At 35.4% G+C, this 16,311-nt stretch carries 10 protein-coding genes; 3 read left to right on the top strand and 7 right to left on the bottom strand.

The window, feature by feature from the left end; genetic code table 11:
• From AAC069_RS07425 to AAC069_RS07435, 3 genes are all read left to right on the top strand, one after another.
• Window positions 1-2,345: PAS domain S-box protein (locus AAC069_RS07425; RefSeq protein WP_339919843.1), on the top strand; the 2,345-nt coding region annotated here is incomplete at its 5' end.
• Between the two features lie 322 nt (window positions 2,346-2,667).
• Window positions 2,668-3,771: a Fic/DOC family N-terminal domain-containing protein gene (locus AAC069_RS07430; RefSeq protein ID WP_339919844.1), complete on the top strand. Its 1,104-nt coding sequence runs from the start codon at window positions 2,668-2,670 to the stop codon at window positions 3,769-3,771.
• Between the two features lie 310 nt (window positions 3,772-4,081).
• The gene (locus AAC069_RS07435) at window positions 4,082-5,386 is read left to right on the top strand and encodes a M28 family peptidase (RefSeq protein WP_339919845.1); all 1,305 of its coding nucleotides are present in this window, start codon (window positions 4,082-4,084) and stop codon (window positions 5,384-5,386) included.
• 223 nt (window positions 5,387-5,609) lie between these two features.
• Here the strand turns inward: AAC069_RS07435 and AAC069_RS07440 are convergent, their stop codons facing one another.
• The 7 genes from AAC069_RS07440 to AAC069_RS07470 form a co-directional block, all read right to left on the bottom strand.
• Entirely contained in the window at window positions 5,610-6,158 is a 549-nt protein-coding gene (locus tag AAC069_RS07440) for an acyl-CoA thioesterase (RefSeq protein ID WP_339919846.1), read from the bottom strand.
• A 286-nt stretch (window positions 6,159-6,444) separates the two neighbouring features.
• The gene (locus AAC069_RS07445; protein ID WP_339919847.1) at window positions 6,445-7,884 is read right to left on the bottom strand and encodes a rubredoxin; all 1,440 of its coding nucleotides are present in this window, start codon (window positions 7,882-7,884) and stop codon (window positions 6,445-6,447) included.
• A 76-nt stretch (window positions 7,885-7,960) separates the two neighbouring features.
• Window positions 7,961-11,473: a molybdopterin-dependent oxidoreductase gene (locus AAC069_RS07450; protein WP_339919848.1), complete on the bottom strand. Its 3,513-nt coding sequence runs from the start codon at window positions 11,471-11,473 to the stop codon at window positions 7,961-7,963.
• 452 nt (window positions 11,474-11,925) lie between these two features.
• Window positions 11,926-12,747: an ABC transporter ATP-binding protein gene (locus AAC069_RS07455; RefSeq protein ID WP_339919849.1), complete on the bottom strand. Its 822-nt coding sequence runs from the start codon at window positions 12,745-12,747 to the stop codon at window positions 11,926-11,928.
• Window positions 12,748-12,776: 29 nt separating this feature from the next.
• Window positions 12,777-13,616 (bottom strand): ABC transporter ATP-binding protein, encoded by an 840-nt coding sequence (locus AAC069_RS07460; RefSeq protein WP_339919850.1) that lies wholly within the window; start codon window positions 13,614-13,616, stop codon window positions 12,777-12,779.
• A gap of 46 nt (window positions 13,617-13,662) precedes the next feature.
• Window positions 13,663-14,751, bottom strand: a complete 1,089-nt coding sequence (locus tag AAC069_RS07465; RefSeq protein ID WP_339919851.1) for an ABC transporter permease — start codon at window positions 14,749-14,751, stop codon at window positions 13,663-13,665.
• Window positions 14,752-14,922: 171 nt separating this feature from the next.
• Entirely contained in the window at window positions 14,923-16,302 is a 1,380-nt protein-coding gene (locus AAC069_RS07470) for a CmpA/NrtA family ABC transporter substrate-binding protein (protein ID WP_339919852.1), read from the bottom strand.
• Between the last annotated feature and the right edge of the window lie 9 nt (window positions 16,303-16,311).

Here is a 16,311-nt window from a genome sequence, read left to right on the forward strand (position 1 = left end):
TTCAAAATGACGAAAAAGAAAAACGCGCAGCTGAATTAGTTGTTGCTAATAAGGAGCTTGCTTTTCAAAATGATCAAAAAGAAAAACGCGCAGCTGAATTAGTTTTGGCTAATAAGGAACTTGCTTTTCAAAATGATCAAAAAGAAAAACGCGCAGCTGAATTAGTCATTGCTAATAAGGAACTTGACTTTCAACACAAACAAAAAGAAAAACGTGCAGCTGAATTAGTCGTTGCTAATAAGGAACTTGGTTTTCAAAATGATCAAAAAGAAAAACGCGCAGCTGAACTAGCCGTTGCTAATAAGGAACTTGGTTTTCAAAATGATCAAAAAGAAAAACGTGCAGCTGAATTAGTTGTTGCTAATAAGGAACTTGCTTTTCAAAATGAAGAAAAAGAAAAGCGTGCAGCAGAGTTAATTGTTGCCAAAGAAAAATCTGAACTTTATCTAGACATGGCCGGTAGTGCTTTTGTATCATTGGATCAAAAGGGTAATATCCTCTTAGTAAATCAGAAGTGTTTGGAAATCCTGGAGTATGATAAAAGTGAAGAATTGAAAGGTAAAAACTGGTTTGATACCTGTATTCCTTCTGAAATTAATAAGGAGGTAAAGGAAGACTATTCTAAAGTCATGAAGGGGAAGGTAGAATTAGTAGAGTATTTTGAAAATGAAGTTGTTACAAAATCAGGCAAGCGAAGATTAATTTACTGGAATAACTCGCTCATCAAAGACGAGGACGGTCAAATTAATGAATTACTTAGTTCAGGTATTGATATCACAGAGCGTAAGTATTCAGAAGAAGCTTTGGCTAAGATTAAAGATGAGTTTCACTTGTTAGCTGAATCAATGCCACAAATCGTATGGATTACTCTTTCTAATGGAATGAACATTTATTTTAACCAGCAATGGGTGGAATACACAGGTTTAACATTAGAAGAAAGTTACGGTGAAGGCTGGATTAAACCTTTCCATCCGGAAGACCAACAACGTGCATTCGATGCATGGCAGAATGCTGTTGTAAACAATGCCGAATATTCTCTTGAATGCCGTCTGCGTCAAAAGGACGGTGACTATTTTTGGTGGTTAATTAGAGCGGTACCTATTTTCGATAAAAAAGGAAATGTCATCAAGTGGTTTGGGACTTGTACAGATATACAGAACATCAAAGAAACAGAAATTGAATTATTAAAGGCAAAAGAAAAAGCCGAAGAATCAGATCGATTAAAATCTGCATTCTTAGCTAATATGAGCCACGAGATACGAACTCCAATGAATGGTATCCTAGGATTTTCAGAATTATTGAAAGAACCTGGATTAACGGGAGAAATGCAACAAGAGTATATCTTAATCATAGAGAAAAGTGGTGCTCGCATGCTCAATATTATAAACGATATAGTAGATATTTCAAAAATTGAAGCTGGATTAATGGAGGTTCATATAAAGGAATCGAATATTAACAAGCAAATCGAATTCATCTATGCTTTCTTTAAACCTGAAATTGAAGAAAAAGGATTGCATTTTTTAATTAAAACTACGTTAGCTGACAAAGAAGCATTTATAAAATCCGACAGTGAAAAGATCTATTCTATACTAACCAACCTGGTCAAAAATGCTATTAAATTTACTGACGAAGGAACAATAGAATTGGGGTATGCTTTAAAAACTAAAAAGGCGGTAGCTGAATTTGAGTTTTATGTGAAAGATATGGGTATTGGGATACCTAAAAATAGGCAAAAAGCCATATTTGAGCGATTTATTCAAGCTGATATATCAGATAAAATGGCACGTCAGGGAACAGGTTTGGGTTTGTCAATTTCTAAAGCGTATGTTGAAATGCTTGGAGGAAAAATATGGGTTGAAAGTGAAGAGGGGAAAGGTTCAATATTCTATTTTACTATTCCGTATCAGACTGAAGCAGAAGAACAAAATGGTTCTGATAAAGGTATATTGTCTGAAAAATTGGGCTGTGAGGATAATTCTAGTATTTCGAGACTTAAAATATTAGCTGTGGATGATAATAAAATATCGAGATTGTTGATATCTGCAATATTAAAAGAGAATAGTAAAGCATTGCTAGAGGCAAGTACGGGTATTGAAGCTGTCGATATTAGCCGCAACAATGCTGACATTGATTTAATTCTAATGGATATACAAATGCCTGGGTTAAATGGATATGAAGCGACGCGACAAATACGGGAATTTAACACAGATGTTATTATCATCGCACAGTCAGCTTTTGGTTTGTCTGACGACAGAGAAAAGGCAATATTGGCAGGTTGTAATGATTATATCTCAAAACCCTTTGTCAAAGTGGAATTACTTGCATTAATAAATAAGTATTTTTAGTAAATAAAGTAGTTGTTGTCGATTAAAAAACAGGAAATAAACTACTGATAGCAACGCTAGCGTGAGACTTGTTTTAGTGTAATTGCTTAGTCCCTCGCGATGACAAGATTGCGGAAAAGTTATTGTGAAAATTACCCGTGATTAGTAGCCCTGATGGGAGCGGCATCCTCGTAACGTAGAGGAGTGATACAGCGGACAGAAGAAGTATAAAATTAACAAAGGTGAAATGTACTGTTCATATGCTAACGAGAGTAAAAAATCACTATATTTACTCTTTAAAATAGAACAAAGGTAAATAATGCCCTTGTTCAAAAGGTATACGATGAGCAACAAAGCACTATACAATCCAGAAACACCTTATAATGATTTGCCATTATTGCCACCTATGGCACAAGTGGAGAATACGATTGTATTAAAAAAAACAATTAGTGCAAGTAGGGCTTTATCTGAATTGAAAGGTGCAATAACCAACTTGCCAAATCCCACACTTTTTATTGACACTATCAATCTGCAAGAAGCACAAGCCAGTTCTGCAATAGAAAATATAATTACTACTCAAGATGAATTGTTTAAGGCTTCGATAGCAGAAAAAAAGAATGATAATTGGGCTACAAAGGAAGTTATGCATTACAAAGATGCTTTATGGTATGGCGTTGGGCAAATTGAAAAACGACCTATCTTAAACACGAATTTATTTATATCATTAGTTCAAATAATAAAAGAAAATCAGTCTGGTATTCGGAATACTTCTGGAACACAATTGAAAAACCCAGTTACAGATACCGTTGTCTATACTCCACCTGAAGGAGAAAAAGTAATTAGAGATAAACTTAAAAATTTAGAAGATTTTATTCACGCAGAGGACGACTTAGATCCATTAGTGAAAATGGCAATTATTCATTACCAATTTGAAGCAATTCACCCTTTCTTTGATGGAAATGGACGAACAGGGAGAATTATCTTATTGCTATATCTAAAAATGACTGGATTACTGGATTTACCGGCTTTATATCTTAGCAATTATATTATAGAACATAAGAATGAATATTATGCTAATTTGAGAAAAATCACAGAGGAAGCAAATTGGCAAGACTGGATTTTGTACATGCTTGATATGGTGGAGCAGACTGCTTTGAAGGGAAGATCACAAATTACAGCAATCGAGAAACTGATGAATGAAATGGCGGTAACGATACAACAAAAACTACCAAAAATATATTCAAAAGACTTGATGGAAGAGCTATTTAGATTGCCTTATACAAAAAGAGGCCAATTAGAAAAAGCAGGTTTAGGAAATATAAAGACGGTGGGGAATTATCTAAAAGAATTAGAAAATCAAGGCTTCTTAAAAAGTGAGCAAGTAGGTAAAGAAAAGTTATATCTCAATTTTCGATTATTAGAGGTTTTAAAGTCAAATGGGCATTAGGTGTGACGTTATGTAATGTGTTGATTGCTAGTGAGAAAGTTATTATGAAAATTACCCGTGATTAGCAGCCCTGATGGGAGCGGCATCCTCGTAACGTAGTGGAGAGATACAGCGGACAGCAGGAGGAGAAGTTCTTGAAAACGGCTATCGTACTGCTCCTAAAAATAAAACCACTGATTTAAAGCTTTCTATAGAAAACGAATTGGTCTGAAGGTGTTTATGTTAGTAGTTTTCTTAAAATGATTGTAACACATTTTGATTTCTACACTCTTATTACAAAATCTAATATTAGGTATCTAAAATTATATACATGAAAAAAATTGTTTTAAGTGGTCTTGTACTTTTTTCTAGTTTGCTGGTTCAGGCACAGTCTATAGATAAAATTATTACCGTAAACAAGGTAACCGAGATTGAAAAAGTACTTGCTGCTGATGATATGCAAGGGCGCAGAGCCTTTACTCCTGGAATTGATAAGGCTTCGGGATATATTGAGTCACAATTCAAGAAAATAGGCTTGCAAACCTTTAACGGTGCGAAAGATTATAAGCAGGAATTTGCGATGACGGAGTCCAAAAGGAAGAGTCTGGAAGTTACAATTGACGGAAAAGCAATTGATGCGGGTTCGATGATTTCGTTCTCTTACCAACCTCAGGTTTCCTTTACGGAGAACAGTCCAGTTGCTGTAGTGAATATTAGAGCTGGAGATTCTTTTGGACCTAAGTTTTATGAGTATTACCAAAGCGATAAAAACCTACTGGTTCTTGTGGATGATTCGTTTAGAAAAGTAATTCCAAATATCCAACATATAGGGCAAATGGCCGCGACTCCAGGAAAAAATACGGTGGTGTTTGTTTTTGGTCCAACGGAGGCAGAACATTTTTCGATTGAAGCCACCAATACGATTACAACTAATAAACTAAATAATGTGGTTGGAGTTTTGAAAGGGAAAAGTAAACCGAACGAATATGTTGTGTTTTCTGGGCATTACGATCACCTGGGTGTGGGTTCACCTGCAGAAGGAGAGCAACACGATGCTACTGATTCTATTTATAATGGCGCCAATGATGATGCTGCGGGAACAACGGCCGTAATACTACTAGCGGACTATTTTAAGAAAATGAATAACAACGAGCGTTCAATCATTTTCACTGCTTTTGTAGCTGAAGAATTGGGAGGTTATGGTTCCAAGTATTTTTCGAAACAATTAGACCCAGCCCAAGTAATGGCGATGTTCAATCTTGAAATGATAGGAACGGAATCAAAATGGGGGAGGAATTCTGCTTACATTACTAGTTTTGAGAAATCGAATATGGGAGAAATTCTTCAGAAAAACTTAGAAGGTTCAGTTTTTAAATTTTATGCAGATCCGTATCCAGAACAGCAGTTGTTCTATAGATCTGACAATGCTACTTTGGCAAGATTAGGAGTTCCTGCACATACTATTTCGACATCTAAAATGGATAATGAACCGAACTATCATAAAGCAAGTGATGAAATTGAGACTTTAGACATGAACAACATGACCGAAATCATTAAGGCCATCGCAATTAGTTCGTCAACGATCATCAGCGGAAAAGACACGCCAACAAGAGTGGATACGGCTAAGTTGAAATAAGATTAAATTTTAGCCACATAGAGGCTTAAAAAAAAGGAATACATTGCACAATTCTTGTTTTTACATAGTTATGTTTTTTTTAATCCAAGTGAAACGCGATTTAGATAAAGTAAAATCTATGTTTCTATGTGTTTAGAAAAATAAATTTAAAAAATAATGGGTACTATTTTCACAATGATTGCGTGAAAGTAGTACCCATTTTTATTAGTGTGGATTGCTTTAGCTACTGTAATTCGATTTGTACTTTATATTTGTTTGAACTTACAATAGATTCAATAGACCCAAAGGAAGCGATGCTTTGATGTAGGTCTTTCTCTCTTTTTAAAGCAATTTGTTTTAACGCATTTTGAAACCGTACCACTTCTTTTATATTAGTTAAAATAAGTCCTGGAACCGCTGTGTTTTTACCGCTACCGTCTTTAGAAACCATTGTGAAATAAGAAGAATTACAATGATTCACTGTTCCTGTTTGAATATTTTCAGACTCTACACGAATACCCACAATCATAGAACTGTTTCCCACATAATTGACACTGGCTTTCATGGTAACTAATTCGCCCACTTCAATAGGTTTTAAGAAATTAACTGTATCAACTGAGGCTGTAACACAATAATTTCCGCAAAATTTAGAACCACAAGCAAATGCAATCTGATCCATTAAGGATAAAATATAACCACCATGAATTTTCCCGCTAAAGTTGGTATGTGAAGGCAACATTAGTTCAGAAATCGTGATGTGTGAAGAACTTACGGGTTTAAAAGTTGTATTCATGTTGCAATTTTTTTATAATATAAGGGATTATGAACCACCAAAAATAATTGTTTAATTTTGATAAAGTAGGAAGTAAATAGTAATTAAACTTAATTTCTTTCTTTTGTTTTAAAAGGTAGAAAACATCGACTCAAAATACAGAATAGCTTATAAAACCAGAAGCCATAAATTTTTCAGTACATATAGACATAGGAAGCAAAGGATGAGATAGAACAATTCTGTTTCTATGTAGTAAAAAATGCAGCTATAATTCAACTAACGCTTTAATCCCCATTCTTTCATTGTACTAAACAGCATCTAATTTTTCCCCTTTTAATTCGATATAATTGGCTTTTGGAGAATCGCATAAAGAACAACAATAATTTTCAGGCAGATCCTGAAACAGTACTCCTTTTTCAATTCCTTGAACAAGGTCTCCATATTCTGAGTTATAAACCGTAAGACAGTCTTGGCATTGATGTACCTCTTGCTGTACTTTTTCTTTTATCGCCATTGTAGTCGTTTCCTCTTGTACTGAATTCCCTAATTCGTCAAAATATTTTCGACTTAACTCAATCAATATAGTTGGCAACTCCAGTTTGTCGACATCTTGCGCATGAACAATATACTCTCTGCTGTTTGGGTCAAATCGTTTGGCGTATAAAACGTTAAAGGTGTCTCTGATTTTAATCGATTCTAAATCTTTAGGCAAGATATTTTTTTCGACTACAATCGAGGTGAAGTAATGCCCGGTACGGTTGTATTCAGAAATACCAAAAGTAAGTCCGTAGGTACTAATGTCAAATTGGTCTAAGGTACGAACCAAAAATGTTTTAAGATTTAAAGCCCATTCTACAGCTACTGGTAAATGCCAGTTTAGTTCTAAAAGGGAATGTCTGATATTGATTCCTTTTTTACCCAAGAATTTTTCCCAATCTAGTTTTCGGTCTTTTGGAATCCCTTTTACGATAAATGATTTCCAAGGCGTGATGCATATTTTACCTATTTTACATTCAAAACATAAATCGCACATTTCTTTTAGAAATTCTAAATCATACAGGTTATTTCTCCAATACAAACCCAACCAATATTGATCAATCCCCAATCGATTCATCCCTTCGTAATACGGGAAAGGGTAGAAGGGAATGTTCAACGGTTTGTCTATAGTTCTATTATTGGTGTCTAAAGCTTCACTGACCAAACTAAAAAGCATGTCTATTCCGTGTGATTCTTCTCGAACAATTTTTTCGATTTCGTAATAAATTTTGGAAATATCCCAGCTGTAGATTAATACCGGATATACTTCCATGCGTTCCCAATTAGGCATTCTGATGTATAAAAACCAATAGTCTTCATGCTCAGAAGCTATGAAGTTGATGTGCCCCGTAAACAAAGGAACTAACTGCTGTTTGGGATCTGTGATGTTGACTTTTAAATCGGGTTGCTCTTTAAATTGTTCTAATACATACAGGAATTTATTTCCAGTTAGCCAAGAGGTATTTCTGAAAATATCTGTCGAAACATAAGAAGACACAATGTTATTACCGCTTTTTTCATCTGGGAAAACAAAATGATGCTTGCTTGTTTTATCTGGATCAATATTTTCAAACCCTTTTGGAAAAATAATATCTTGTCTGGATCCAAAGGAAATACTATCTAAACCTTGCTCCGAAGCTAAATTTACAATATCACGTAATTCACCTGGTGAAATAACGCCTCCTTTTACTATTAATCTTGTTAGTTCCATTTTTTTTAGTTTACAGTATTCAGTAAATTAGTGTTCAGTTATTGCCTATAAACTGAATACCAATCACTGATCACTATTATTTACACTTAGCTAAAATTTCTTTTACTTCTGTTTTACAGCTTCCGCAGCCTAAACCAGCTCCTGTGGTTTTACATAATTCAGTGAAATTAGTTGTTCCGCTTTTTATAACTTCTTCAATGTTTCCACTACCCACTTGGCTACAAGAACAAACTAATCTTCCCAGAACTGGTTTAGCACTCGAAGTTCCTCTTAGTAATAAATCTCTCTTATCAGATAATTCAATTTTGCTTTCGATCATGGTTTTGAATTCGGCAAACTCATTTTTATCTCCCATCAAAATCGCGCCAACCAATAAATCGTTTTTGACTATACATTTTTTGTAATAGCGTTTCTTTAAATCAGAGAATACTATTTCCTCATAAGAATCGTCATTTTCAGGAATCTCCACTTGGCCAATACTACAAAGATTGATGTCTTCGAGTTTTAAAATATTCATCAAAACCGAACCTCGATAAAAACTGCTAATATCACCACCCAAATAGTTGGCTAATACATCGGCTTGTTCCTCGGCTGCTGAGGTGATTCCGAATAATTGATTGTTATATTCTGCTATTTCTCCAATGGCATATATGTTTGGATTTGATGATTGAAGATATTTGTTCACCTTAACACCACGACCGCAGGAAATACCGGCTTCTTTGGCAATTTCAATATTTGGAATGGTTCCAATAGTGTAAACGATGGCGTTAGCGGTGATGATTCGCCCACTTTTTAAACCAATTTCAATTTCGTTTTGACTATCAGTTTCGAATACTGTACTCACTTCATTGTCAAAATAGATTTGGATATCTCTTAGTTGTACTTCTTCGGCCAATAATTTACTGGAAATACGATCCAGTTGACGTTCCATCAATCGGGAGGCGCGCTGAATAATCGTAATTTTTACTTTTTTATGTTTTAGTGCTGCGGCTAATTCTAGTCCTAATAATCCGCCGCCTACAATGACAACATGTTGTTCCTGTGGAGCTAAATTAGTGTTATCTAAGTAGTTTTTAAGTCGGTCAGCATCTTCTTTTTTTCGAATAGTAAAACGTCCCGGTAAATGCAATTGTGCGTTTTCAGGAACAAAAGGTCTGCTTCCTGTAGCCAATATCAAAGAATCGAAAGAATGGACAACGCCATCACTGTCCAGAATTGTATTTTCGGAGGTATTGATAGTATCAATAGAAACTCCAGTTTTCATGGTAATATTTAACTTCTTTAAGGAGTCTTCTTTTATTTTTAAAAGTTGTTCCCATGAAAGCTCAGCTGTCACATATTCTGGTAATAAAACCCTATTATAAAATGGGTTTTCTTCATTCGAAAACACAATAATTTCATCAGTGGTATTGATTTCTCTATAGTTCTGAATAAATCGGAACGCTGCAGCTCCGGCGCCCACCACAGCAATTTTATCAAATGGTTTTACGTATTTTGCAACAGAAACAATGGTGTATTTAAAATCCGGTTCTTTAGACACGGGATCAACTATTGTATTGGTGACATTATTAGTTCGGTTTAAATCATTGTCCAATTGTTTACCCCAGTGCATCGGCAGGAAAACAACCCCCTCTTTTATCAAGTCGGTTACTTTTGCTTTTACGCGCACATTTCCTTTTGTACTGGTTACGACAACAATGTCACCATTTTTTATAGAAGATTTATACGCATCAATAGGATTTATTTCAAGAAACGGACTCGGGATATGCGTCATTAATCGGGACACTTTTCCAGTTTTCGTCATCGTATGCCATTGATCTCTTATTCTTCCTGTGGTCAGAATAAGCGGGAATTGATCGTTCGGTTCTTCGGATGTATTTTCTAATGCGGTTGGGATATTAAATATTGCTTTTTGCGAAGGCGTATAAAATTTTTTGTCGGTAAATAAACGCGGAGTTCCAGGATGTCCATAATCAGGAACGGGCCATTGAAAAGTACCTTCGTTTTTTAATCGATTGTAATTTAAATAAGAAATATCCATATTCGTGTTTCTTGTCATCTGACAATATTCCTTGTATACTTCTTCGGTATTATTGAAATTGAAACCGTTGAAATTCATTTTTTTAGCGAAACGGAGCAGAATCTCGACATCCGAAAGTGCTTCTCCAGGAGCGTTGATTCCTTTTGGCAAATAAGAAATCCTTCTTTCCGAATTGGTCATGGTACCTTCTTTCTCTAACCAACCCGCTGCTGGTAATAGTAAATCCGCATGTTTTGCAGTATCGGCATTATGAGATATTTCTTGAACGACAACAAATTTGGCATTTTGTAACGTTTTTTCCACTCTTCTAGAATCAGGTAAACTCACCAAAGGATTGGTACAAATTACCCAGATTGCTTTCATTTTTCCAGATTCTAAAGCGTCAAACATTTCAGTAGCCGTTAGCCCGGGTTTTTCTGAAATTTCGTCTACGCCCCAAAAATCAGCTACTTCTCGTCGGTGCTCCGGATTGGCTAAATCCTTGTGAACGGCTAGTAAGTTGGCCATTCCGCCTACTTCTCGTCCGCCCATAGCGTTGGGTTGTCCTGTCAAAGAAAAAGGCCCTGATCCAGGTTTTCCTACATGACCAGTTAATAAAGATAAATTAAGTAAAGCCGTGTTTTTATCAACCCCTACCGCACTTTGATTCAAACCCATTGCCCAAAGGGACATAAAGCCCTCTGATTTTCCTATCATATCGACGGCCAATTCAATTTGGCTTATCGGAATACCGCACATTTTTGATGCTTTATCTAACGAAGTAGCAAGAACAAGATCTTTGTATAAGTTATAATTTTCGGTGTGTTTTTTAATAAACTCGTCATCGCTATAGCCTTTTTCGATTATTCTTTTTGCCATAGCATGATAGAGAATAATGTCGGTTCCAGGAGTAATTTGTAAATGCAAGTCGGCAGCGACAGCGGTATCGGTTTTTCGCGGATCAATAACAATTACTTTTACCCTTGGATTTTTTTCTTTGTGTTGCTCAACTCTTCGATATAAAATTGGGTGACACCAAGCCGGATTTGCACCTGTAATTAGAAAAGTATCTGCCAGTTCAATATCATCATAGGCAATAGGAACGGAGTCCTCTCCAAATGTTTTCTTGTATCCTACAACTGCTGAACTCATGCATAGACGAGAGTTAGTATCAATATTGTTCGTTTTTAGAAATCCTTTTACCAGTTTGTTTACTAAGTAGTATTCTTCAGTAAGGCATTGGCCAGAAACGTAAAAACCTACACTATCAGGGCCGTGTTTTTTTATAATAGACGAAAATACGGCTGCGGCTCTATCTAAAGCGGTATCCCAACTCACGCGCTCCATGGGATGTGACTTGCTCCAACGCATCTCAGGATACAGAATTCTATCTGAAATGTCATTAGCCACATAATGCAGATTCATTCCTTTAGAACAGAGCATTCCCCTATTCACAGGATGGTCTTTATCTCCTTTTACGGTTACGCCATTTTTTGCATCAGTGGTAACTATAATTCCGCAACCAACTCCACAATAGGAGCAGGTAGTTTTGATTTCTGAATTTTGCATTATTTCATTTCTTTATTAGTAATAAAGTTGGCTTTTAGTTTTATCGAAACCAAGAACCTTTGAAACAAAAGTAAGTATAAATACGTAAAAACACGTAGTTTCAAATTGTTTTTTCTAAGTTTTATCAATTCGTAGAATCTGATGCTTTATACAGTAGAATTTATTGTAAAAGTGTAGTTTAATTGCAACATTAATAAATTGCACTTTATAACAAAAAAAGATTGAAGCTTTTTATGCTTCAATCTATGCACGTTTAGTTCTTGAATTGTGGGTTTTATTTTTAACCGCAGAATATACTGATTTTCACGGATTCTTTGTTGAAATTATACCGTCTGCTAACTCAATAATTAATTCATTTTAATTTGTGAAATTCGTATCAAAAATTTATGTTGTAAACAGGGATGTTTATTTTTAAAAAACTGAATTTTAGTGGTTTAAGTTGTATTTAGTTTCTAATGCTCCAAGAAATTAATCAGATGTTCACGATTATCATAGTAAGTAGGGTGTTCCAGAATTGCCTTTCTATTTCTAGGTCTTTCATAATTGATGTCTAGAATATCACCTATTTGAGCTCTTGGTCCAGATGTCATCATAATTACTCTGTCGGCTAGAAAAATAGATTCATCAACATCATGGGTAATCATTATTCCAGTCGTTTTTTCTTTGTCTAAAACTTCTAATAATACATCTTGTAATTCTCCTCGCGTGAGGGAATCGAGCATGCCAAAAGGTTCGTCTAACAGTAATATTTGTGGTTTTAGTGCCAAAGCTCTTGCGATGCCAACTCTTTGTTTCATTCCTTGTGAAAGGTCTTTTGCTTTTTTGTCAAAAGCGCCATCTAGCCCCACTTTGCTTAAATAGTATTTGCAAATGTCCAAACGTTGTTTTTTGCTTGCATGTGCAAACACCTTATCGACTCCTAATAAAACATTTTCTAAAGCACTCATCCATGGCAGTAAACTTGGGGATTGAAAGATAACACCTCTATCAGGACCAGGACCAGAAATAGGCGTGCCATCCAAAATAATTTGACCACCAGAAATGGGATTTAGACCTGCAATCATAGATAAGAATGTCGTTTTTCCGCAGCCAGAGTGTCCAATTATGGATACAAATTCGCCTTCTTTAATCTTTAAATTCAGATTTTCCAGTACGACAAAATCACCATTGGGAGTGGGATAAATTTTGGTTAAATTAGACAATTCCAACATGTATTTTTCAAACCCTTGTGGATCACGATTTATTTTGTCTTGTTCTAATATGGAATCTATCATAGTTTTTTCTTTAAATTAGTATGAATTTTTTAGTTGAATTTTTTCGGCACTAAATCGGGCAATTCATAATGAGTGATTTCTATTCCTGCCGTTCTTTCCTGTCCGATTTCCATTAAATATTCAATAATTTCGTTTCTCAATTTTTTGAAACTGTCTAAATGATTTAAGGCAATTTTATTTCTAGGTCTGTCAATTTTAATTTCAAATTTGGGGCCTAAAGTTGCTTTTGGTCCGGGGCGCAAAGGAATTACTCGGTCGGCCATAAAAACACCTTCATCGACATCATTGGTAATCAATAAGGCAGTTCGTTTGTCTTCACTCCAAATACTCAATATTTCTTCTTGAAGATTTCCTCTGGTCAAGGCATCCAAAGCTCCTAGAGGTTCGTCCATTAAAATCAACTCTGGTTTCATGGCTAATGTTCTAGCAACTGCCACACGCTGACGCATTCCTCCTGAGAGTTCTCTTGGTTTTTTGTGTGCCGCATGCGAAAGGTTTACTTTTTCAATAAAACCATTGACTTGTTCTTCAACTTGTTTCGCATTCCAGTCCTTATAAACGGTTTTGACAGCCATTGCAATATTGTCATAAACGCTTAGCCAAGGAAGCAAAGAATAATTCTGAAAGATAATTCCACGTTCGTGACTGGTTCCCTGAATGGGTTTTCCTTTGAATAAAATTTCTCCCGAATCGGGTTCTATTAATCCAGCGATTAGATTGACTAAGGTGGTTTTTCCGCTACCCGTAAAACCTACAATAGCAACAAATTCTCCTTCTTCTATTTTTATGTTTATGTTAGATAATACTTCGGTTTTATTTTTGCCTTCACCGTATGATTTACAAACATTTATTAGTTCTAAATATGCCATAATTTTTTTGTTTAAAGTTTAAAGCAAGAGGTCCCTACTACTAATTTTAATCAGTAAACGTTAGTAATTTTTGAAAAATCATCATGATGCGATCGAGCATAAATCCTATGATACCAATTACAAACATGGCAACAATGATTTTCGAATTGGAGTCACTGGATCCATTTTGGAATTCTTCCCAAACAAATGAGCCTAGTCCTGGGCTTTGCGCCAATAATTCAATAGCAATTAATACCATCCAGGCCACAGAAAGTGTAATTCGTAATCCTGTAAATATCATTGGAAAAGAGGAGGGAAGGATGATTTTAAATACTTTGCTAAAAGTTCCTAATTGCAACACTTTGGCCACATTAATATAATCTTTATCTACTGATGAAACTCCTACGCTGGTGTTTACAAGCGTCGCCCACATCGAGCATAGTCCTACGCTTATAAAAGAGATTACAAATGACTTTTCTACATCAACATCAGTTAATAAAGTTTTGACAATCATAGAGACTAGTAATAGCCATACTACCGGAGAAACGGGTTTGAATATTTGAACAATCCAGTTGAATGAAGTTCTTAGGGTTGTACTTAGTCCTAATAAAACGCCTGTAGGTACTGCAATAATTATAGAGAGTAAGAAACCTGCAAAAACGGTTTTTAAACTGGTTATAATCTGATCTACAAAGGAAGGACGGCCGGTATAAACAATCTCGATCTGCCCTTTCTCCTTACGTTCTTCATTTTGGGTTTCATATTTACTTATGAACTCCTGTTTTTTGGCAACCATAATTTTATGATCATCCCATAATTTTCCTAAAGCAGTATAAACCATGGCAGGTGAAGGTAAGGTATTTGGTTTGCAACTGATTTCCCCTGAAGCGATACAGGCTTCTAGTTTTTTAGCTGCTTCTGGTCCTTGATCTTTTAATGCTTTTTCGATTTTTATTTCCGACTCAACATTATTTAAATAATTAGAAAATGATTGCCATAACAAGATAAATAAAAGTACTGATAAAAGAGGAAAGAGAATTCTTTTGAATGCTTCTTTTCCGTTTTTTTTCAAATCTTCTCCGGTTAATAATCTAATAAGTGGCTCCAAATAACCTAATCCAATAAATTGTAGAGCTTTAATTATTTTAGTCTTCATATTTCTATTTTTATATATTTAAAATTGGTTGAAAGGACATTAATTGGTTTTGATTTAAAACTAATTTCTTTCCTAAGTAAAAAACCATTCTAAGGCACCGTTGTATTTGTAGTTTTTTAAATAAATAGTTGGGGATGCAACCACAACATCCCCAACTACATGATTTATGAATTAGCTTTTATTACCAATTTTTAAGCTTTTTATATATTCAAGTGGCATTTTTCCATCGTATTTCACACCGTCTATAAAGTCCGTCGTTGCGGGTTTATACCCATCAGTGGTTGGAATGTCTTTTGCAGATAAATTACCTTCTTTCAATAGAAGTTGAGCTGCTTTGGTCCAAATTTCGGGTTTATAGACTTCTTTGATTTTTGATGCATACCATTCAGCAGGTTTTGATTCTGTAATTTGTCCCCAACGTCTCATTTGTGTCATAAACCAAATTCCGTCAGAATAGTAAGGATAGGTAGCATTATTTTTGAAGAATACGTTGAAATCAGCTGCATCACGTTTGTCTCCTTTTTCATATTCAAACGTTCCAGTCATTGAATTTTTTAAGACATTTTCATCGGCGCCAACATAAGCAGGACTTGATAGAATTTTAACCGCTTCAAGTCTGTTTTTAGGTTCGTCTAACCATTTTCCAGCTCTGATTAAGGCTTTAGTGATTGCGATAGCTGTATTTGGGTTTTTGTCAATAAAGGCTTGCGTCATAACAAACACTTTTTCAGGATGGTTTTTCCAGATGTCACGGCTTGTGATTACAGGAACACCAATTCCGCTGCTTACTGCTTGTTGATTCCAAGGTTCACCTACACAATATCCATTTATTGTTCCGGCTTCAAGAGTAGCGGGCATTTGTGGTGGAGGCGTAACTGATAATAATACTTCGGCATTGATCATTCCTTGCGCATTGTCTTTGGTGTATTGTCCTGGGTTAATTCCTCCTGCAGCTAACCAGTAACGCAATTGATAGTTGTGCGTTGATACCGGGAATACCATACCCATTTTGAAGGGTTTGTTAGCATTTTTGTAATCTTTGATAACGGGTAACAAAGCGCTGGCACTAATAGGATGAACCGGTTTCCCATCTTTTAATGGTAATTGCGGTTTCATTTTTGACCAAACATCATTAGAAACGGTAATCGCGTTTCCGTTCAAATCCATAGAGAATGTTGTTACTAATTTAGCTTGTCTTCCAAAACCTACTGCTGCGGCGATTGGTTGTCCGGCCAACATATGAGAGCCGTCTATTTGTTCGTCAATTACACGGTCCAAAACATTTTTCCAGTTGGATTGCGCTTCTAGAGTAACAAATAGACCTTCGTCTTCAAAAAATCCTTTTTCTTTGGCTATAGCCAAAGGAGCCATGTCAGTCAATTTAATAAACCCTAATGTTACTTGTGGTTTCTCTAAAACTAATTGCTCCGTTTTTGAGGTTGAGGTAGTTTCATCTCCAGTTGTAACTTCTTTCTTGTCTTCTTTTTTACAGCTAATAACACTTAAAGATGTTATAACTAATAACGATAATCTAAACACTAATTTTTTCATGTTCTGTTT

The sequence above is a fragment of the uncultured Flavobacterium sp. genome, from assembly GCF_963974175.1.
Lineage (GTDB): Bacteria > Bacteroidota > Bacteroidia > Flavobacteriales > Flavobacteriaceae > Flavobacterium.